This window comes from Sphingomonas sp. GW821-FHT10F09, assembly GCF_058809195.1.
The window spans coordinates 1,153,362-1,173,904 of sequence record NZ_JBXASI010000001.1 but is presented as its reverse complement, the minus strand read 5'-3'; the positions used below and the strand labels follow the sequence as shown (position 1 = coordinate 1,173,904).

17 protein-coding genes are annotated in these 20,543 nt (G+C 67.1%); 4 read left to right on the top strand and 13 right to left on the bottom strand.

The annotated features are described in order from the left end of the window. Window positions 1–9: 9 nt before the first annotated feature. From AC1RTO_RS05535 to AC1RTO_RS05525, 3 genes are read right to left on the bottom strand one after another with little or no spacing between them, the layout of a single operon-like run. Complete coding sequence (locus tag AC1RTO_RS05535; RefSeq protein WP_493159865.1) at window positions 10–2,100, bottom strand: glycoside hydrolase family 97 protein; 2,091 nt, start codon at window positions 2,098–2,100, stop codon at window positions 10–12. After that, the gene (locus AC1RTO_RS05530; RefSeq protein WP_493159864.1) at window positions 2,100–3,707 is read right to left on the bottom strand and encodes an alpha-glucosidase; all 1,608 of its coding nucleotides are present in this window, start codon (window positions 3,705–3,707) and stop codon (window positions 2,100–2,102) included. The genes AC1RTO_RS05535 and AC1RTO_RS05530 overlap by 1 nt, the downstream gene beginning before the upstream one ends. Then, a complete protein-coding gene (locus tag AC1RTO_RS05525; protein WP_493159863.1) occupies window positions 3,704–5,530 on the bottom strand; it encodes an alpha-amylase family glycosyl hydrolase in 1,827 nt (608 codons plus the stop codon). Before AC1RTO_RS05525 ends, AC1RTO_RS05530 begins: the two co-directional genes overlap by 4 nt. A 170-nt stretch (window positions 5,531–5,700) precedes the next feature. On the opposite strand from AC1RTO_RS05525, the gene AC1RTO_RS05520 reads away from it, so the two are divergent. Continuing rightward, window positions 5,701–6,753: a LacI family DNA-binding transcriptional regulator gene (locus AC1RTO_RS05520; RefSeq protein ID WP_493159862.1), complete on the top strand. Its 1,053-nt coding sequence runs from the start codon at window positions 5,701–5,703 to the stop codon at window positions 6,751–6,753. On the opposite strand, the gene AC1RTO_RS05515 is transcribed toward AC1RTO_RS05520, so the two are convergent. The 3 genes from AC1RTO_RS05515 to AC1RTO_RS05505 all read right to left on the bottom strand — a co-directional run bounded on the left by AC1RTO_RS05515 (window position 6,750) and on the right by AC1RTO_RS05505 (window position 12,107). Further along, the gene (locus AC1RTO_RS05515) at window positions 6,750–8,252 is read right to left on the bottom strand and encodes a tryptophan halogenase family protein (RefSeq protein WP_493159861.1); all 1,503 of its coding nucleotides are present in this window, start codon (window positions 8,250–8,252) and stop codon (window positions 6,750–6,752) included. The genes AC1RTO_RS05520 and AC1RTO_RS05515 overlap by 4 nt on opposite strands. 83 nt (window positions 8,253–8,335) lie before the next feature. After that, a complete protein-coding gene (locus tag AC1RTO_RS05510; protein ID WP_493159860.1) occupies window positions 8,336–11,269 on the bottom strand; it encodes a TonB-dependent receptor in 2,934 nt (977 codons plus the stop codon). A gap of 166 nt (window positions 11,270–11,435) precedes the next feature. Beyond that, entirely contained in the window at window positions 11,436–12,107 is a 672-nt protein-coding gene (locus AC1RTO_RS05505) for a DUF6445 family protein (protein ID WP_493159859.1), read from the bottom strand. Between the two features lie 114 nt (window positions 12,108–12,221). Between AC1RTO_RS05505 and AC1RTO_RS05500 the strand changes: the two genes are divergently transcribed. Continuing rightward, the gene (locus tag AC1RTO_RS05500; RefSeq protein ID WP_493159858.1) at window positions 12,222–12,584 is read left to right on the top strand and encodes a hypothetical protein; all 363 of its coding nucleotides are present in this window, start codon (window positions 12,222–12,224) and stop codon (window positions 12,582–12,584) included. A gap of 59 nt (window positions 12,585–12,643) precedes the next feature. Here the strand turns inward: AC1RTO_RS05500 and AC1RTO_RS05495 are convergent, their stop codons facing one another. Then, window positions 12,644–15,220 carry a M1 family metallopeptidase gene (locus tag AC1RTO_RS05495; protein ID WP_493159857.1) on the bottom strand — a complete coding sequence of 859 codons (2,577 nt, stop codon included), beginning with the start codon at window positions 15,218–15,220 and terminating at the stop codon, window positions 12,644–12,646. Between the two features lie 151 nt (window positions 15,221–15,371). Here AC1RTO_RS05495 and AC1RTO_RS05490 point away from each other — a divergent pair, with 151 nt between their 5' ends. Next, entirely contained in the window at window positions 15,372–16,340 is a 969-nt protein-coding gene (locus tag AC1RTO_RS05490) for an NAD(P)H-dependent flavin oxidoreductase (protein ID WP_493159856.1), read from the top strand. A gap of 73 nt (window positions 16,341–16,413) precedes the next feature. Here AC1RTO_RS05490 and AC1RTO_RS05485 read toward each other — a convergent pair whose 3' ends face one another. Together AC1RTO_RS05485 and AC1RTO_RS05480 are read right to left on the bottom strand one after the other, a co-directional pair. Beyond that, window positions 16,414–16,872 carry a DUF1465 family protein gene (locus AC1RTO_RS05485; protein ID WP_493159855.1) on the bottom strand — a complete coding sequence of 153 codons (459 nt, stop codon included), beginning with the start codon at window positions 16,870–16,872 and terminating at the stop codon, window positions 16,414–16,416. Between the two features lie 91 nt (window positions 16,873–16,963). Continuing rightward, window positions 16,964–17,161 carry a YdcH family protein gene (locus tag AC1RTO_RS05480; protein WP_293877342.1) on the bottom strand — a complete coding sequence of 66 codons (198 nt, stop codon included), beginning with the start codon at window positions 17,159–17,161 and terminating at the stop codon, window positions 16,964–16,966. Window positions 17,162–17,373: 212 nt separating this feature from the next. On the opposite strand from AC1RTO_RS05480, the gene AC1RTO_RS05475 reads away from it, so the two are divergent. Then, a complete protein-coding gene (locus AC1RTO_RS05475) occupies window positions 17,374–17,529 on the top strand; it encodes a YdcH family protein (RefSeq protein ID WP_293877340.1) in 156 nt (51 codons plus the stop codon). Between the two features lie 40 nt (window positions 17,530–17,569). On the opposite strand, the gene AC1RTO_RS05470 is transcribed toward AC1RTO_RS05475, so the two are convergent. The 4 genes from AC1RTO_RS05470 to AC1RTO_RS05455 all read right to left on the bottom strand — a co-directional run bounded on the left by AC1RTO_RS05470 (window position 17,570) and on the right by AC1RTO_RS05455 (window position 20,447). After that, a complete protein-coding gene (locus AC1RTO_RS05470; RefSeq protein ID WP_493159854.1) occupies window positions 17,570–17,905 on the bottom strand; it encodes a PilZ domain-containing protein in 336 nt (111 codons plus the stop codon). Between the two features lie 128 nt (window positions 17,906–18,033). Continuing rightward, complete coding sequence (dksA, locus tag AC1RTO_RS05465; RefSeq protein WP_293877336.1) at window positions 18,034–18,465, bottom strand: RNA polymerase-binding protein DksA; 432 nt, start codon at window positions 18,463–18,465, stop codon at window positions 18,034–18,036. Window positions 18,466–19,004: 539 nt separating this feature from the next. Then, window positions 19,005–19,739: a hypothetical protein gene (locus tag AC1RTO_RS05460; RefSeq protein WP_493159853.1), complete on the bottom strand. Its 735-nt coding sequence runs from the start codon at window positions 19,737–19,739 to the stop codon at window positions 19,005–19,007. 252 nt (window positions 19,740–19,991) lie between these two features. Then, the gene (locus AC1RTO_RS05455; protein WP_493159852.1) at window positions 19,992–20,447 is read right to left on the bottom strand and encodes a host attachment family protein; all 456 of its coding nucleotides are present in this window, start codon (window positions 20,445–20,447) and stop codon (window positions 19,992–19,994) included. Window positions 20,448–20,543 lie beyond the last annotated feature (96 nt).

Below are 20,543 nucleotides of genomic sequence, written 5' to 3'. Positions count from 1 at the left end.
AGAAGACACCTACCGCCGCCGCTTCCCGCCGCCCGCGACGAAGCGGATCGCCTGTCCGCCGCCCGGCGCCAGCGCCAGCGACAGCGTGTCGCCACGCTTCACCGGGCGTTTCTCGATCGCGATCGCATGGCGCGCGTCGGTGCGGTAATCCGCGCCCGCGCCGTCACGGTAGATTTCGGCGGTGTAGCTGCGGCCGGCATCGAGGAAGTCGAGCGGCACCGACAGCGTCCGGCCAGCTTCGTTGGTGACGCTGCCCAGATACCAGTCGTTGCTCGCGCTGTCCTTGCGCGCGACGGTGACGAACTCGCCGACGTCACCGTTCAGCACGCGGGTATCCGACCAGTCGACCGGCACGTCCCGGATGAACTGGAAGGCGTCCATATGCCTGGCGTAGTTTTCGGGCGTGTCCGCCGCCATCTGCACCGGCGAATAGATCACCACGTAAAGCGCGAGCTGCTTCGCCTCGGTCGACAGCAAGGCGCTGCCGCCCTGCCCTTCGAGGCTGAGCATCCCCGGGGTGAAGTCCATGGGGCCGCCGAGCCATTGCGTGAAGAACATATTGGCTTCGTGATTGGGCGGATTCTTGCCCGGCCAGGCGTTATATTCCATTCCGCGCCCGCCCTCACGGCTCAGCCAGTTGGGATAGGTGCGGCGGAGGCCGGTGTCCTTGACCGGTTCGTGGCTGTCGATGCCGACCTTGTGCTTCGCCGCGGCCTGCACGACGCGCAGATAGTGGTTCACCATCCACTGGCCCTCGTGCCATTCTCGCTTCTTCGTCCCATCGGCATCGACGCGCTCGATCTGGCCGGCATCGGTGACATAGCCGGTCTTCACCACCGGTTCGCCATGCGCGGCTGCCCAAGCGAAGGCGCGATCGAGCTGCGCATCGTAATGGCTGGCCGATCCGCCCGTCTCGTGATGGCCGATCAAATAGACGCCCTTCGCCTTCGCATAAGCGGCGAGTGCGTCGGCATCGAAGTCGGGCGTCGGCGTGTCGAAACGCATCGCATTGCCGTTGCCGAACCAGTCGCCGTCCCAGCCGACGTTCCAGCCCTCGACCAGCACGCCGGGAATCCGGTTGGCCGCGGCGAAGTCGATATACTTGCGGACGTTGGCATTGATCGCGCCGTGGATCGGCCCGGTCGCCCAGCTCCAGTCGCCCTTGATCATCTTCCACCACACGCCGACGAACTTCGCGGGCTTGATCCAGCTGACGTCGCCCAGCTTGTTCGGTTCGTTGAGGTTGAGCTCGAGGTGGCTCATGTAGAGGCCGGGCGCATGGTCCGACAGGATCAGCGTCCGCCACGGCGAGGCGAAGGGCGCCATGCGCGTCACCTTGGGCGCCCCCGCACCGGGGGTCAGCGACGCCCTGAACGTGTTGCCCTCGCCGCGTGCGAGGTTCATCGCGGCATAATTGACCAGCGCCGCCTCGTGCAGCGCCGCGTGGGTGCCGTCCGCCAGCTTCACCGTCATCACCGTCTGCGCGGTGCCGACCGCGTCGAGCGGCGTCCGGTTGTACAGATATTCCTCGCGGTTCCACTGATAGGCGGGCTTCCACCACGCCGTACCACCTTGCGCGAAGGCGAATTCGGTCAGTTCATCGGCGATGTTCGCCTGATGCAGATTGGGCTGATCGGGAAAGCTGTAGCGAAAGCCGACGCCGTCGTCGAAGACGCGGAAGACGACGTCCATCTCGCGCTGCAACCCCGCCTTTTCGCGGAAGCGCAGCGTCAGTTCGTTGTGACGGTCGCGGATCGTCTTCCATTCGCCGAACGGCTGCGTCCAGCTGCTGTCGGCGCTCGCCTGCGACTGGCCGATCAGCGTCATGTTGCGTTCGATCTTGGGCGCGTCGGTGAACATCACGCCCAGCCTGCCGGGCTGCAGCACCGGCTTGCCCTTGCGGGTGACGGCATAGGTTGGGCGACCGTCGTTGTCGAAGGCGATGGTGACGACGATCGACCCGTCGGGCGAGGTGGCGGTGGCGACCGGCTTGAACTGCGTCGTCGGAAGCTGCGCGACGGCATTGGCATCGGTCTGCGCGGTGGCGGCGGTCGCCAGCAGCGCCAACGCCATGGCGGCGCCATAAGGCAGGTATTTCATTATCCTCGTCCCGTCTGTGTGGCGATCAATGCGCCATATCCGTCGAAATGCCAGCCCTGCGTCGCGCTGTCGGCAACCGGCTCCCACGCGTCCGGCTCCGCCGGTGCCCAGCGCTGCGGCTCAGCAGACAGGTTGAACACGCACAGCATCGTCTCCCCCACGCTCCGCCGCTCGATCGCGAGCATCGTATCGTTCGCCTCGATGACGCGAATATCGCCGGTCAGCAGTGCCGGGTGGCGCTTGCGCAGCGCGAGCACGTCGCGGGTCCAGTGGAGCAGCGCATGCGGGTCGCGCTCCTGCCGGTCGACCGCCAGCGCGGCGTGATCGTTGCCGATCGGCAGCCAGGGCGTGGCGGTGGAGAAGCCGAGCTGCGGCGCCTCCGCGCGCCAGGGCATCGGCGTCCGCGCACCGTCGCGCGACAGGGTGCGCGGCCAGTTGGCGATCGCCTCCGGGTCCTGCAGATGCTCGAACGGCACGTCGACCTGCGTCAGTCCCAGTTCCTCGCCGTAATAGAGGAAGATGTTGCCGCGCAGCGAGGCGAGCAGCAGCATCTTCATCCGCGCGAACGCATCGCGCCGGTCTGCGGCAACCCAGCGACTGATCGCACGCGGGGCATCATGGTTCTCGAACGCCCAGCTCGGCCAGCCGACGCCGTGCTGTTCGGGCCATTTGACGATCGCATCCGCGACGACGCGCGGGCTCAGGTCGGGCGCATAGAGGAAGTCGAAGCCATAGGCGCTGTGCAGGCGCCGCCCCTCCGCGGTGAACAGCTTCATCTCGCGGTCGCTGTCCGCGCCGCCGACCTCCGCCACGGTGAAGCGCGCGTCATAGCTGTCGAACAGCGCGCGGACGCGTTCGAGGAAGCCGGGGATGGCGTCATGGCTCTGGTTGAAGGTGTGGAGCTGATAGTCGAACGGACGCGTGCGCGGGATGCCGTCGTCGAGCGGCGCGGGCGGATTGTCGCGCAGGTCGGGATCGAACATCATGAAGTTGATCGCATCGATGCGGAACCCGTCGATGCCGCGCTCCAACCAGAAGCGCGCGACGTCGAGGAACGCCTGCTGCACGTCGGGGTGATGCCCGTTGACCTGCGGCTGCTCCTTCAGGAAATTGTGCATGTAATATTGGTTGCGGCGCGCGTCCCACGTCCATGCCGGGCCGCCGAACACCGACTGCCAGTTGTTGGGCGGCGAGCCATCGGGCTTGGGATCACGCCAGACGTACCAGTCGGCGCGGGGATTGTCGCGGCTCGACCGGCTCTCGACGAACCAGGGGTGCTGGTCGCTGGTATGCGCCCAGACCTGATCGACGATCACCTTCAACCCCAGCGCATGCGCGCGGGCGACCAGTACGTCGAAGTCGGCGAGCGTGCCGAAGATCGGATCGACGTCGCAATAGTCGGACACGTCATAACCGAAATCAGCCATCGGCGAGCGGAAGAAGGGCGACAGCCAGATCGCCTCGACGCCGAGGCTGGCGACGTGATCGAGATGCTGCGTGATCCCGGCAAGATCGCCGATGCCGTCGCCGTTCGCATCGGCGAAGCTGCGCGGATAGATCTGATAGATGGTCGCGCCGTGCCACCACGGGCGGTCATTCGGGTTCATCGGGTCGCCTTCAAAGCACAGACGGCATAGCCAAGGGGAGGAAGCGTGACGGTCAGGCTGCCGGGCGCGGTGACACGTGCCGCGCAGCCCGTGCCGGCGAGCGTGGTGGCGGTCGCGACATCGACGCCGACCTCCACCTGCCGTTCGATCGGCGCGGTCGAGGTGTTGAACGCGAGCAGCGTCTCGGCGCCGGTCGCGGGGTCGAAGCGCGAGATGGCGAGCAGGCCGGGCGCCTCCTCGCGCGCGCGCAATTGCTGCCGGCCGCGGGTCAGCGCGGGCGTCGCGACGCGCAGACGCGCCAGCGTGGCGGTCTGGCGAAACAGCGGGTTGTCGGTGCCGAAATGCGCGGTCGCGGTCGTGGTGTCGGTGCCGAGCAGGCGGTTGTCGTTATAGACCGCGACCTTGCTCGCGAACATGTCCTCTCGCGCGTCCTGGTCGTTGCCGTCGCTGACGAAGCCCTGTTCGTCGCCCGAATAGATCGTCGGCACGCCGCGCAGGGTCAGCAGCATCGCGTTCGACAGCATCACGCGGCGCAACACCTCGTCGTCGCTCGCCTGCGGGAACGCCTTGCGGACGAAGGTGGCGAAGCGGCCGTCGTCGTGGTTGCCGGTAAAGGTCGGCAGGATCGCCGCGGTGTCGGCGCCCCTGGCGTAGAGCGCGTCCCCGTCGAACAGGGCCTCGAACGCGTCGGTGCCGCGCGTGCCGGCGACCGTCTCGACCACCGCCTGCCGGAACGAGAAATCGAGCACCGCGGGTAGCTTGTCGACGATGGTATGCTGCGCCAGCACCGCCGGGCGGACCTCATGATCGGATACTTCGCCGAAGATGTGGAAGTTGGGGATGCCCTTCGCTCTAGCCCGCGCCTCCATCGCGGGTACGAACTCGGCCCAGAATTCGGGATTGACGTGGCGGGCGGTGTCGATGCGGAAGCCGTCGACGCCGTAGCGATCGATCCAGCCGCCGAAGATGTCGATCATCCCGGCGACCACCCGCGGATTTTCGGTCATCAGATCGTCGAGACCGACGAAATCGCCCATCGTCGAGCTTTCGTTGCGATAGGTCGTGTCGCCGCGATTGTGGTAGAGCGTCACGTCGTTGAGCCAAGCCGGGACCTTGATCCCCTTCTCTTTCGCGGGGACGAAGGGGGTATAGGCGTAGTCGCTGCGCGTCAGCTTCGCGAAGTTCGCCGGCGTGCGGACGTCGTCGCCGAGGAAGCCCGGATTGATCGGCCTGCCCTTCGCGCCCGATTGCCGCTGGTAGGGATAGTCGGCGCGGCTGCGGTAGGGGCATTCGCGCTTTCCGGCGCATTCGCGATACTGGATCACGTCGGCGGTGTGGTTGATGATGATGTCCATATAGACCTTCATCCCGCGCGCATGCGCCGCCTTTACCAGCGCGTCGAAATCGGCGTTGGTGCCGAGGTGCGGATCGACCGCGGTGAAATCGGTGATCCAATAGCCGTGATAGCCGGCGGATTGCTGGCCGGGGCCGCCCTGCACGGGCTTGTTCTTGAACACCGGCCCGACCCAGATCGCGGTCGCGCCGAGCCCCTGGATATAGTCGAGCCGCTGCGTCAGCCCCTTGAGGTCGCCGCCGTGATAGAAACCCTTGGCGGTGGGATCGAAGCCGGTGGTCACCGGCCCGCCGGTCAGCCCGCCGCGGTCATTGGCAGTGTCGCCATTCTCGAACCGGTCGGGGAGGAGGAAATAGATCACCTCGTCCTGCGGCAGGCGCGCGCGATAGTCGGTGGTCTGGGCCGTCACCGCGGGCGCGGCGAACAGCAGCGCGAGCGCGGTCGCGGTCTTGGTGGCCAGCTTCAGCATAGATCCCCTCGGGTCCCGCGCGTCCGATCCTTCGCCGGCCGCATCCGTGGCGGCGTTGTGCGGACAGCGGCGCGCCAAGCCAAGCATAGGGCATACGTATTCACATCGGCGGTTCCACATCGGTGGTCGCGGCGCTTTCGCGTGGCGCCGCTCTCCTGTAGGATCGGGCGATGGCCGTGAAAACCAGAGGCCGGGGCGCGTCGGGGGCCGGCGACAAACCGACGTCGTTCGATATCGCCGCGCTCGCGGGCGTCTCGCAACCAACCGTCAGCCGCGCGCTCCGCGGCGACCGGACGGTAAGCGGCGCCACCCGCATGCGGATCGAGGCGATCGCGCGGCAGCTCAACTACAAGGTCGACAAGAACGCCTCCTCGCTGCGCCGAGGACAGAGCATGACGCTGGCGCTGCTGTTCTTTGAAGACCCGCTCGACGACGGCAGCTTCATCAACCCCTTCTTCCTGTCGATGCTGGGATCGATCCTGCGCACCTGCGCGGCGCGGGGATACGATTTGCTGACCTCGTTCCAGCAATTGTCGGCCAACTGGCACCGCGATTTCGAGGACAGCCGCAAGGCGGACGGGATCATCCTGCTCGGCTATGGCGATTACGAACTCTACAAGGCGCGGCTGGAGGCGCTGGTCGCGCAGGGCACGCATTTCGTCCGCTGGGGATCGGTCGACAGCCACAATATCGGCGTGACGATCGGCTGCGACAATGTCGCGGGCGGGCGGATGGCGGGCGAGCATCTGATCGCGCGCGGCGCCAGGCGCATCGGCTTCATCGGCGATGCCGACGACCATTATCCCGAATTTCGCGACCGCTATCGCGGGCTGTGCGCTGCGCTGCGCGAGGCGGGGCTGCCGGTGCATCCGGGGCTGCACGCCGATGCGCTGTCGGTCGAGCAATCGGGCTATGACGCGACCCGGCGGCTGCTGGCGCGCAACCTGCCGTTCGACGCGCTGTTCGCGGCATCCGACCTGATCGCGCTGGGCGCGGTGCGGGCGCTGGCGGAGGCGGGGCTGCGCGTGCCGGAGGACGTGGCGATCATCGGCTTCGACGATATCCCCGCATCGGCGACGACGCAGCCGCCGCTGACGACGATCGCACAGGATTACCGCAAGGCGGGCGAGGTGCTGGTCGACACGCTGTTGCGCCGGATCGCGGAGGAGCCGACCGATACGGCGCTGCTGCAACCGCGGCTGATCGTGCGCGGGTCGGCCTAGGGTCTTGCCGCGCAATGCTGCGCGATAAACTCGCCATGCGCGGGCATCGCCTGCGCCTCGCGCCGGTAGAGCAGTTCGAGCGTCTCCATATATTCGCCAAGGTCGCCCCTCGCGATCTGGTCCGCGAGCGGGTGATGCGCCTGTGCCTCCACCCCCTGCCCGGCCAGCACCTGCAGCCAGCCGTCCTCGGTGAACAATTCCTCATGCTCGCGCGTGATCGTCCCGGCTTCGCGCCACAGCGCGATCTTCGCCTCCAGCGTATCGGGCAGCGTCATCGACCGGCACGCCTGCCAGAACGGCTCCGACCGGCCGTTCGCCCAATAATGCAGGATCAGGAAATCGCGGATACGCTCGATCTCGAAATCGGTCTGGCGGTTGTATTCGTCACGTAGCGCGGCGGCGACCGGGAGCGCGGGCAACAACTTGACCAGCCGCGCGATGGCGGACTGGATCAGGTGGATGCTGGTCGATTCCAGCGGTTCGAGGAAACCGCTCGCCAGCCCCATCGCGACGACGTTGCGGTTCCACGCGCGCCGGCGCCGGCCCGTGGTGAAGCGCAGGTGGCGGGGATCGGCCTGCGGCGCGCCCTCGATATTGGCGAGCAGCGTGTCGGTCGCGGCCTCCTGACTGGTGAAGGCGCTGCAATAGACGTGGCCGTTGCCGGCGCGATGCTGCAACGGGATGCGCCATTGCCACCCCGCCGCGCGCGCGATGGCACGGGTATAGGGTAGTGGCGCGCCGACGTTGGCGCTCGGCACCGCGACCGCACGGTCGCAGGGCAGCCAGTGCGTCCAGTCCTCGTACCCCGTGGCCAGCGCGCCCTCGATCAGCAGCCCGCGAAACCCGGTGCAGTCGAGGAACAGGTCGCCCGCGATCCGTTCGCCGGAGGCGAGGACGAGCGCGGCAACGTCGCCGCTCTCGCCATCCCGCTCGACGGTGGCGATCCGGCCCTCGGTCCGCTCGACGCCGCGATTGACTGCGAAGCGACGGAGGTAGGCGGCGTAGAGCCCGGCATCGAAGTGGAAGGCATAGGGCATCGCGGGGATCGTCGCCGCGGTCAGCGGCCCGCCGCGATGCATCCGTCCGGCGCGCCCGGCGATGTCGTTGAGCGCATAGGCATCGAGCGGCTTGGCGAGGCCGAGCCTGCGGGCGCGCAGCCAGTAATGCTGGAAGGCGATCAGCCCGACATCACGGCCGACGTCGCCGAACGCATGCATGTAGCTATGCTCGGGCACGCGCCAGCCGTCGAAGCTGATCCCGAGCTTGAACGTGCCGCCGGTCGCGCGGAGGAAGGCATCCTCGTCCAGCCCGAGCGCCTGGTTGAACAGGCGGATCTGCGGGATGGTCGCCTCGCCGACGCCAACGGTGCCGATCTCCTCGGATTCGACCAGCCGGATGCGATAGCCGCTCTCGAGGAACCGTCCAAAGGTCGCCGCCGCCATCCAGCCCGCGGTGCCGCCGCCGGCGATGACGATCGTGGTGATGGGCCGGTCGGTCATGGCGGTGGTCCTAACAAGAAAATGGGCTGCCGTCCTGCGACGGCAGCCCGAGGTGGTTCGGGGAGGAACCTCTTGGAAAACCCTTAGAACTTGTAGGTTATGCCGACATAGTAATCGCGACCGTAGCGCTGATAGTCGCGGACCAGACGCTGGTTGCCGTTGAAGTAGGTCGTGAACGGGCGATCGGTCAGGTTCTTCGCCTGCGCCAGGATCGACAGGCCCTGCAGGAAGCCTTCCTGGAATTCATAGCCGATCTGCGCATCGAGGATGCCCTCCGGGCGCGCCGTATAATAATCCGGGTTGGCGGACAGGCCGGCGATCTCGGCCAGGAACGACGAACGGTAGCGATAGTTCGCGCGCGCTTGGAAGCCCCATTTCTCGAAGTAGATCGTGCCGCTGCCGGTCCATTTGGACAGGCCGGGCAGCGTGATCGGCGTCGGTGCGTTGGCGTATTTGATCGTCGATTCGGTGTAGTTGCCGCTGACGAAGATGCCGAAGCCGTCGAGCGCGCTGGTCACCGCCTTGAACGGCAGCGACAGCGTCGCCTCCACGCCCAGGATGTTGCCGCGGCCGGTGTTGGCGGGCGTGCTGACGTTGCCGATCTGCTGCCCGGACGCGATCACCTGCGCCTGCTGCGCCGGCGTCAGCGCGCCGAGCAGGCCGCTGAAGTCATAGGGCAGCGAATTGTTCGGATCGACGAAGTCGGTCAGGTCCTTGAAGTAGGTCGACAGCGCGACATAGCCGCCGACGTCGAAATACTTCTCGAACGACAGGTCGATGTTGGTCGACTGGTACGGCCGCAGCGCGACGTTGCCGCCGGTGGACGAGAAGACCGGGTTGCTGCCGATGGGCTGGAGGCCGATGTTGTTGAGATTGATCGACACGTCCTGCGTGACGCGCTCCTGGTCGAGGCGCGGGCGCACCATCGTCTGCGAGGCGCCCATCTTGACGAAGCCGTTGGGGATCAGCTCGACCGACAGCGTCGCCGACGGCAGCACGTTGGTGTACTTTTCGCGCTGGTCCGCCGGAGCGATCGTCACGACGGTGCCGACGAGGCTGGCGATCTGGCCGACCGAGCGCTGCTCGGAGCGGATGACCTGCACGCCGAGCGCGCCCTTGACCGCCTTGCCGCCGAGATCGCCGTCGATGCTGAGCTTGGCATAGCCGGTGTAGACGTCCTCGATCACGCGATTGTCGCGGACCAGCGCCGACGGCCGGTTGTCGAACGCCGAATTGAGCGCGTTATCGAACACGTACAGCGGATCGTAGGTCAGCATCGCGGGGACGCCGAGATAGTCGAGCGGGATGTTGGTGCCGAGCAGTGCCTCGTTGGGCACGTTCCCCGTCAGCGGCGTGCCGCTGGTCACGGTGCAACCCGTGCCGGTGCCGCGCGGGCACAGGAAGTAGGATTTGTAGGCGCTGGTCTTCTTGCGGCGGCTATAGTTGGCGCCGACTTCCCAGCCCTTCAACAGGCTGCCCTCGAATTCGCCGTTCAGGCTCGCGCGCAGCGACTTCAGGTCGTCTTTGAAGTTCGGATTGCCGAGGAAGCCCGACTGGACGACCTGCTGCGTGCCGTTGTTGCCCCAGCCCTGCGGGTCGGTCAGCTTGAAGATGTTCGGATTGGTGTAATCGAGCGTCGGGACGATCGAATAGGTGCCGTTGCCGTTCTGCGTGATGCGGACGGTGTCGGACACGCCGCTCTTGGCGAAACCGGTGCCGGTGTTCGTTTCAAGCAGGAAATCGGTGCGCTTGGCGCGCGACCAGCTCGCATCGACGTTGAAGTGGATCGTGTCGGTCAGCTTGAAATCGTTGTTCCAGCCGAGCGACAGGTTCTTCGCCTTGCGGCGGTTGAAGTCGTTGCGCTGAACCGCATAGACGTTCGAGAAGGTCGCGGAATCGACGAACCCGTTGGTGCCGGCGACACTGCTGACGACCGTACCGGTCGGGTTGGTCGCATTGGCCAGTTGCCCGGCAAGCGGAAACTCGATGCCGCGCAGGCGCTGTTCCTCGGTGAAGTCCGAATAGAGCGCGTCGAAGGTCGAATGGAAGCTGTCGGACGGCGCCCATTCGATCGTCGCGACGCCGCCGTAGCGCTTCAGCTCGTTCGACTGCACGTAGGGCTTGGCGCCGTTGAGCAGGAACGGATCGGCGGTCGTGCCGGTGCCGCTATAGCCCCAGGCGTTGTAGCGCTCGTTCTGCGTCGGCGTCTGAGAACCCGACACGCCGATCGCGATGCCGAGCGTGTCGTTGGCGAACTTGTCGACATAAGTCGCCGAGGCGCGATAGCCGTAGCGCGATGAATCCGGGTTGAGATTGTCGATGCCGTTCATCTGGCCGCGCGCGTTGATCGCGAAGATCCGGCCCGACTGTTCCAGCGGGCGCAGCATGCGTAGGTCGACGGTGCCCGAGATGCCCGCCGCGATCAGCGAGGCGTCGGCCGACTTGTAGACGTTGACGTTGCGGAAGAATTCCGACGGATACTGATCGTATTCGACGCCGCGGTTGTCGCCGACGGTGACCTGTTCGCGGCCGTTGAGCAGCGTGGTCGAGAAATCGGGGCCGAGGCCGCGGATCGACAGGCGCTGGTCGCGCCCTTCGAGCCGCTGCGCGGTGACGCCGGGCAGGCGGGCGAGCGAATCGGCGATCGACACGTCGGGCAGCTTGCCGACGTCCTCGGCCGAGACGCTGTCGACGATCAGCGTCGAGTTGCGCTTGATCTTGGCGGAATTGGCGAGGCTGGCGCGGATGCCGGTGACGACAATGTCGGCATCGTCGGCGACCGCATTCTCGACCGTCTGGGTGGCGGCAGCGTCCTGGTTCGGGGTCGGCTCGGCGGCGGGGGCGGGCGACTGGACGGTGGCGGCGGCGGACGGGTTGGCGGTGGGCGACTGCGGGTTCGGCGCTTCCTGCGCGAACGCCGCGCCACCGGTCACCAGCAGGATACTACCGATCGCGACGGAGGTGGAGCGCAGCGCGATCCGCGCGCGCATGGAAAACGTGGTATCGATGTGGGACATGAAAGATCCTCCCCCTGCGTGGCGCCATGCCCCCGCCCGCTCCATCGCGGATGATCGGCTGACTGTGGTGCCGGCTTGTGAACGCGAGGCCGATAGGAGTGAAGTCGGCCACATACGTATTCACATACCGCCCGGGGGTACGTGCTTTTTGTGCAACAGGACGCCGCTAATGGCGTGAATCGAGGAAGGTATTCACGGTCAGCCGGCCCGTCTCCGGATCGGGATCGAAAACCATTCCCTCGGGCAGATGCGCGCAGTGCAGCGTGTTGGAGCGATACAGGATCGCCCGGTTGAACCGGCCGCGGTGGAGCGCGACGCGTTCGAACACCGGCGTGTCGCCGCCGATATATCGAGGATCGGGTATGCCGTGTAGGCGCAGATCGGCGTCGAGCGCCGTGCGGTAGGACGGCAATCGCCCCGCATCGATCGATTCGAACCCGGTGGTGCGATGGCGATAGAAAGCAGTGCCGCTGCGTTCGTCGGGCGACAGATAATGGAGCAGCGCGAGCCGGGTGGACGACACCTCGTCGAAATGCGGCAACCGCTGGATCGGGGCGAGCGCGGACGGTGGCGTGGTGACTATCGAATAGAAAGCGTCGACCACCTCCAGCCCGGCGCTGCCGAACACCTCCGCCGCGACCGGTTCCAGCCGGGCGAGCAGGTCGCGCAGCAGCGCCGGGGCGACGATCGCGCGAATACCGGGATAATGCGGGCCGATCGGCGCGAACGACAGGAAGGCGGCATCGTCGCGAAACCGCTCCGCATCCGCGAAGCCGTCGATGACGACGACCGGCTGTTGCTCCGCGCCATGCCGCTCGATCGATAGCTGCCAGTCCATCCCTCGTCCTTGCCATCGCCGGCCTGCGCAGATCAACCGGAACGGAGCGGCGGCGCTTGTCGTTCAATCCGGGTGCCGGTTATGCCGGCGGTGGCAACGAGGGGAGATACGGCGATGCGTGCGTTGACGATGACGGGGCTGGGAACGGGGCTGGGGTTGGCCATGATGCTGGCGGCATGCGGATCGCAGCCCGCCGAGCCGGTCGCCGCCAACACCACCGCCGCCGCGCCGACGGAGACCGGCTATATCGCCAAGGTCCTCGCCCTGCCCCCGCGCCAGCTCAACGGCGTGCTGTATCGCGCGATCGACGATGCCAAGCAGCCGTGCCAGGGCATCGCCGAGGCGACCCGGCAGAGCGACCGCAACGGCAAGCCAGTGTGGGCGGTGCGCTGCGTCGACAACAGCGCCTGGCTGGTCGCGCTGGCGGACGACGGCATGGCCGACGTCACCGGCATTCCCGGCAACGGCGGGGGCTGATCGCCCGCCCCGCCCCGATACCCGGGCTCCAGTCGCGACGGGAGCCCGGGCCCCGCGGCTTATCCGATCCACGCCTCGACTGCCGGGCGCAGCCGGTCGGCGGTCGCCTTACGCACCGCGATGCCCGAGATCACCCGACGAGCGGCGCCGCGTGACGTTTCGGGCAAGGTCTGTGCGAAGGCTTCGATCTTCCCGGGCATTGCCGGATCCTTCGATCCCGCCCCCAGACCGACGATATAGCCCGAGCGGCTGCTTTCTTCGATGAAGCCATCGACCAGCGGCCGATTGGCGACCGCCCAGTCGAACGCCATGTCGGGATGGCTGCCCGCGACCGCGCGCAGCAGCGCCGCCTTCTGCGGGGCGGTGAACGTGTCGGTCCTGAGCAGGCCGAGCGCGCGGGTGGCGATCGCATCGTCCTTCGCGGCGCCGAGCAGCGAAACGAAGCGGTTCTTCGCGACCGGATTGGTCTCCGCCTTCGTCAAAGCGAGCAACTGGTCCCATTCGGCCGGGGTCGCATGGATCGCGAAGGTCGAGAGGATCGGCTGGCGGATCGCCGGCGGGATCGCGGTAGGGTCGGTGGCCAGTTTGGCGACATAGTTGCGCGCCTGCCGCAGCACGACGGGATCGCCGTTGCGGCCCAGCCCACCGATCAGCCCCTCGCGCAGATTGCCGACCAGCGGCGATTCGCCCGGCGTCGCGGCGAAACCGACCCGCTGGAGCACCGGTGCGAGGATCGCAGCGGTCTTGCGGCCGAGCGGCGCGGCGATCGGCGTGCCCTCGAACGTACCGGCAAGGCCGCCGAGGCGACCCGACACCAGCGACCATTCGAGCGGATCGGCGTCCGGCCCGACCTTCGCCATCAACGCGAAGAAGCGCGACAGGTCCTGATAGCCGCCCGCCGCTAGCGCGTAATCGTCGGCGAGCGTGCCGAGCCGGTCGGGCAGCGGCAGGCGGACATAGTCGCGGACCAGCGCGTCATGCGCGGGCTGGTCGTACATCACGCGGGTGTAGCTGCCCTTGCCCTTGTTGAGCAGCAGCGTGCCGCAGCCCTTCACCGACACCGTCGTCGCGGGGCCGGTGACGACGCTGCGCGTCTCGCCGCCGCCGAGCGTGCCGGCGACCAGCGGCACCTTCCACGTCTGCGGCGCCTTCGAGGCGGCGTCGAGGCCGAACCGCCCCTGCGCCAGCGTCGCGGTGGTGGTGCCGCCGACGCAGCGCGCGCCGGTCAGCGTCACCAGCGGCACGCCGCCCTGCAACGTGAAGCCGTGCGCGATATCGGAAACCGGCTGCCCCGCCGCGGCGGACAGCTCCGCCCACAGCTGTTCGGTCACCGTATTCCCGTATTTGTACTTCGCCATGTAGCGGCGGATGCCGTCGCGGAACGCCTCGGCGCCCAACGTCGACTCGAGCATGCCGATGACGGCCTGCCCCTTCATATAGGTGATGCCGTCGAACGCCTCGCCGATCTGGTCGACGGTATCGATCTTGCGGATAATCGGATGCGTCGCGGCGGTCGCGTCGATCCCCATCGCCGCCTCGCGGTCGGACGATACCGCGGCGGCATCGGCCTGCCACGCCGGATTGAGATCGGCGGCCGACTTGTTCTCCATCCACGAGGCGAAGCCCTCGTTGAGCCACAGGTCGTCCCACCAGCGCATGGTGACGAGGTCGCCGAACCACTGGTGCGCCATCTCATGCGCGACGACGGTGAAGATGCGCTGGCGACCGCTCTCGGTGGCGCGCTTCGCGTCGAACAGCAGTTCGGGCTCGAAATAGAAGATCGCGCCCCAATTCTCCATCGCGCTGAAGAACTGGCTGGAGCCGGGGCCGGCGATCATGTCGAGCTTGGGCAGTGGATAGGGCTGGCCGAAATAGTCGTTGTAATAGGGCAGCAGTCGCTTCGCCTGCTCCAGCGCATAATCGCCCTGGTCCGACACGCCGCGCCGGGTGACGACGCCGATCTCGACATTGCCCGCCTTCACCGTCTTGCGCTCGAGATCGCCCATGCCGAGGTACAGGAGGTAGCTCGACATGATCGGCGTCTCGGCGAAGCTGTACAGCTGCGTGCCGTCCGCCTGCTTCGCGACCGAGGTGACGGGCATGTTCGACAGCGCGAGCTGCCCGGCAGGCGCCACCGCCTTCAGCCGGAACTTCGCCTTGAACGCCGGCTCGTCCCACATCGGCGCGAAGCGGCGCGCGTCGGGCGCCTCGAACTGGGTGGCGAGCATCCGCGCCTTCGACCCGTCCTGATTAGTGTAGTCGATCGCGAACAGGCCGGCGGCCGACTGGCCGATCTTGCCGCTCCAGCGGAAGCCGACGGTGTGCCGGCCGACGCGCGCGGCGGAGCGCAGCGTCAGCGTCAGTAGCTGGCGGTCCTTGTCGAGCGCATAGGCGACCGGCTTGCCGTCGAACGTCGCCGCCGACAGCGCCAGATCGGCGGCGTTGAGTGTGATCGTGGCGGTCGGCGCCTTGACGTCGATCGTGACCGTCTCGCTGCCGGTGAAGGTCATCGCCTGCGCATTCGGGGTCACCGAAATGTCGTAGACGACGGGGACGACATTGGTCGGCAGGCTGCCCGCGGCGAGCGCCGGGGTCGATACGGTGAGCGCAAGGGCGGTGACGACGGCAAGCTTCATGGGGGGATCGACTCCGGATCGCGTGTATGGCCGCGGCCATACGCCTTTGTTCCGTAACGGCAAGGGATCGGCGGTTCGCAACCGGCTTCGCACGCGCTGGACAGGCAGATCGGTTTCGGTAAACAACCGATCCCGAGAGGACGCCGACACCATGATACCCAAGATCTTCGACCGTCTGGCGCTGCCCGTGATCGGGTCGCCGCTGTTCATCATTTCCGGTCCCGATCTGGTGATCGCGCAGTGCAAGGCGGGGATCGTCGGATCGTTTCCGGCGCTCAATGCGCGGCCGCAGACGCTGCTCGACGAATGGCTGCATCGCATCACCGAGGAACTGGCCGCGCACAACCGCGACCATCCCGACCGGCCGGCCGCGCCGTTCGCGGTCAACCAGATCGTCCACAAGTCGAACAACCGGCTGGAGGCCGACCTCGAAACCTGCGCTAAATGGCAGGTGCCGATCGTCATCACCTCGCTGGGTGCGCGCGAGGACCTCAACACCGCCGTCCACGGCTGGGGCGGGATCACGCTGCACGACGTCATCGACGACCGGTTCGCGCGCAAGGCGGTGGAAAAGGGCGCGGACGGCCTGATCGCGGTCGCGGCGGGTGCGGGCGGCCATGCCGGCAAGCTGTCGCCCTTCGCGATCGTGCAGGAGATCCGCCAGTGGTTCGACGGGCCGCTGGCGCTGTCCGGATCGATCGCAACCGGGGGCGCGGTGCTGGCGGCGCAGGCGATGGGGGCGGACTTCGCCTATATCGGCTCGCCCTTCATCGCGACGACCGAGGCGAATGCGGCGGAGGATTACAAGGCGTCGATCGTCGCCAGCCGCGCCGCGGACATCGTCTATTCCAACCTGTTCACCGGCGTGCACGGCAATTACCTGCGCAGCTCGATCGCGGCATCGGGACTGGACCCCGACAATCTGCCCGAGGGCGACCTCAAGACGATGAACTTCGGCGGCGGCGCCAACAAGGATGGGGGATCGAAGGCCAAGGCATGGCGCGACATCTGGGGATCGGGCCAGGGGATCGGCGTGGTCGATCGCGTGGAGAGCGTCGCCGATCGCGTCGCGCGGCTGGGCGCCGAATATGCGGCGGCGAAGGCGCGACTGCTCGGCTGAGAGGATCGGGGCGCTACGTCGGCGGCGCCGGATGGCCGCGTGACGATGCGGGGGTGATCGCCTCCCCCGCCGCCTAGAAGGCGAGCGCCAGCCGGTCGTGGAGGCGATGGACCGGGCTGGGCGCGAGCTGCACCTCGAGCGCGGTGTCGAGCAGGCCGACGCGGCGGTGGAGATTGGCGCTCGCCTCCACCAACGTGCGGGCGCGCGGCGGCAGCGCGTCGATCAGGTTCGCATCGAATTGCGGGGCGCTACCCAAACGGCGCGCCGGGTCGAGCGCCTCGCGCGGGCGCAGTTCGCCGGCATCGACCGCGCGCTGGGTGAGCAGCCAGGCGATGACGTGCATCAGCCGCGTCGTCACCTTCAGCGATTCGCACGAAAAGCCGACCCGGATCAGCGGATCGAGTGATTCGCGCTCGGCGCGGCCCGCCTCGTCGAAATAGGCGCGGGCTTCGTCGGCGAGCAGCATCGCCTCGGTATAGAGCGAGTCGATCAGGCGACGGTGGATGCGGGATTCGGTGCTGCGGCCGGTCATGCGATGCTGGTGGCACAGCGGTGCCGCGCTGCACAGCGGCTCGTCGCGGCGGATTGTACCAAAGCGAACCGATCGCCGCCCGGCACCGGCGTCAGGCGATAATGTCGGGGATCAACTGGTCCTCGCAATTGAAGATTTCGTCGCGCAGCCGTAGCTTGCGCTTCTTCAACCGGGCGATCTGCAACTGGTCGGGGATGCCGTTGGTCGCCAGCGCGTCGATCGCCGCGTCGAGATCGCGGTGTTCGGTCCGCAACAGGTCGAGCCGGGCGATGATCTGCGCTTCGTCCATGCCAATACCCCCAGAGCCTGCGTCCCCCTACCCCAGCCGCGGCGCCGGACCAAGCGCGTCGCGGCACCGTCGAGCGATTGCGCGGACCGGCCCCGGGTCGTCGCACGATATGCCTCGGCTAATCGCGTTCGGGCGATTTCGATGAGGACTTTTCGACGCGTCGGTGGTTTACTCATTCCCCCCAACACGCATGCATCAGGAGGTACACCGAAATGCAGACGACGCATCAACAGGCACTGGAAACCAAGCATGCCGCGCTCGACCGCCGCATCGCCGACGAAGCCCACCGCCCGATGCCCAACTCCGCAATCCTCACCGACCTGAAACGGCAGAAGCTGAAGCTCAAGGAAGCGCTCACCGGCCTCTAGGCTTAACCCGGCCCCTCCCTTCGCGGAGGGGCTTTTCGTATCAGCGCGGCTGGACGACCGGCTTGCGGGCCTTCTTGGGATCGATCGGCCGGTCGAGCGCGATGCCGATCCGCCCTTCGGTGCACCAAGCGACCTTGCCCGACACCGCGCCGATCCCGCGCAGGTCGAGCGACACCGCGGTGCCGGGTTCCTTGACCGAGGTGCAATCGACCATCAGCCCGCCCTCGGACAGGTTGCGGACGCGCACCTCGCGGACCTTCGTATCGCCGACGAAGCAAAGCTGGGCCATCAGGAACAGGCTGTCTCGCGAACGGCTACGCTGCGACCCGCCGATCTCGTCGACCTTGGCGAACGGGTCGTAGGAAAAGCTATCCATAAGCAAAGCCACTCTCGTTCGCCGGCTTGTCGGCATGGGCGGATCGTCGGCGCCCACCGGGCCACCGACAATAGCGTCCGCGCGTAGCCGCGGACCGGTAGCGAATTCCTTAATCCGCGCGCCGCCGCCTAATCCTCGCGCGAGATCTTCTCGTTGCGCTCGTGACGCTCCTGCGCCTCCAGCGTCATCGTCGCGATCGGGCGTGCCTCCAGCCGGCCGAGGCTGATCGGTTCGCCGGTCACTTCGCAATAGCCGTATTCGCCCTCGTCGATGCGACGGACCGCCGCCTCGATCTTGGAGACGAGCTTGCGCTGCCGGTCGCGGGTGCGCAGCTCGATCGACCAGTCAGTCTCGCTCGATGCCCGATCGGTCAGATCCGATTCGCGCAGCGAATCGAGCTGGAGCTGGTTGAGCGTGCCGGCCGCGTCCTGAAGGATCGCGTCCTTCCACCGCAGCAGCTTGTTACGGAAATACGCCTGCTGACGCAGGCTCATGAACGGTTCGTCGGCACCCGGCCGATAACCGTCGTCGTCGAAAGCCCCCGCATCGTTTGCCGGCATCGGGTTCGAACTCACATCGTGTACGCGACTGACTTGCGTTGCCATACCACTCTCCCTCCGGCCCCATGATGACCTCGGGGCCGCCCCCAAATGGTGAAGGCGCCTATAATCGTGCGCGAAAAGAACCACAAGCGATGAGAGTTGCCGAATCGAACAAAGATGCGACCTTTTGTTGCGATTAGCGTCATTTATGTCCCACCGGCACCAAAACCCCGGGTTGCGGCGGCCGTTAACCATAGCCATGGCTTGTGTTCCACTCTGGCACGTTAACGTCAATCACCCCGCCGCCGCATGAAGAAAAGCGGACGAATCAACGCAGAAGATGATTAACGCTGTTGCGCTTCACCGTTTGTTTTGCACTTGGTCGTAAGGCAGCGAGGCTCCGCTAAACCCGGCATATCCGGGCGGCGACGCCGGCAAAGAGAAAGTGACGTTATGTCCGTACGGATGGCATTGGCAAAACTGTGCGCCTGCGCATGTGGGGGAGCGCTGATCGGCGGGGGCGCCGTCCATGTCGCCGAGCGACCGAACCGCCCGGCCTATGTCAAGCAGGCGAAAAAGCGCGTCGTCGTCCGCCGGCAGGTCGCCGCGGTCCACCACGGCGTGAAGCGGCGAATCGTCACCACCACGCGGACGACGTGCGATCCGACGGTCGTCACCGTCGCCAGCCAGGCCGCACCGATTCCCATCCCCCTGCCCGCCGCCGACGGCTTCGTCAGCGGTGGCGGCGGCGCGGTGCCGGTGGTCGTCGGCGGCAGCGGCGGCTGGGGCGGCGGCTTCGGCGGAGGGTTCGGCGGCGGCTTCTTCGGGGGCGGATCGTCGGGATCGAGCGGCAGCGTCGTGATCTCCTCCACCTCCAGCGGGGGATCGTCCTCGACCTCGTCGGGCGGGTCGTCCTCGTCGACGTCGAGCGGCGGATCGTCGACCTCGACCGGCGGGTCCTCGACCTCGACGGGCGGGTCCTCCACGTCGACGGGCGGGTCGTCGACCTCGACCGGTGGCGTCAGCAGCACCTCCTCCACATCGAGCGGCAACGTCAGCAGCACGTCGTCGTCGGGCAACGTCAGCAGCACCTCGTCCTCGAGCGGCAACGTCTCGTCGTCGTCCAGCGGCAACGTGTCGAGTTCGTCGAGCGGCAACGTGTCCTCCTCGTCGTCCTCGTCCTCCAGCGGCAACGTTTCCTCCTCGTCGAGCAGCAGCGGGTCGTCGTCGGGTTCCAGCTCGACCTCGTCGAGCAGCTCGTCGTACGGGTCGAGTTCGAAGGGCTGGAGCACCAGCGGCGGCTGGTCGTCGAACGGCGGCTGGACGTCGAGCGGACATCACGGATCGACGGGCTCGACCGGATCGTCGGGCGGCCCGCCCGCACCGGTGCCGGCACCGCCGATGGTGCTTTTGTTCGGCGCCGCCGCGGCGGCACTGGTCGCCCGCAAGCGGCTCGCCAGACCGCAAGCCGCCTGAACGTGATGAACATGAAAAAGGGCTGCCGCACCCGGGGGTGAGGCAGCCCTTTTTCGTCGGCGTCGCGGTCAGGCCGAACGCAGCGCGCGTTCGATGTCCGGCACGGGATGCCCGGTCAGGTCCTTGGCGAGTTCGCCGGTCAGTCGGTCGCTGACTTCCTTGTGGTAATGTTTGCGCAGCTCGCCCAGCGTCTTGGGCGGTGCGACGATGATGAGCGCCTCGAAATCGTTGGCGAGCGCGCGGCGCTTCAGCATGTCCGCGGTCTCGGCGGCGAAGCGATCCTCCTCCTGCTGGTGGAAATCGGTTTCGCCCATCGAACCGCCGCCGGACGAGAACTGGCCGCCGCCGCGCGTCGAGGATGCGGCGCCGGCGGCGTCGGTCTTCTGGTCGCGATCGGCGGGGTTCGCCTGTTCCTCGGCATGCTCGACCTGCAGGTTGGGATATTCGGCATCGCCCTCGTTGCGGAAGAACAGCGCCTTGCGGCCATCCGCGACCAGCACGAACGCGTTATGGGGAACCTGCATCGTCGCTTACTCCTGATCGTTGCAATCGGGGGCTCAACGCAGCGGGGCACGAGAGGGTTGCCGGCTTGCGCCAGCCCGGGCGCGCCGCCATAGCCG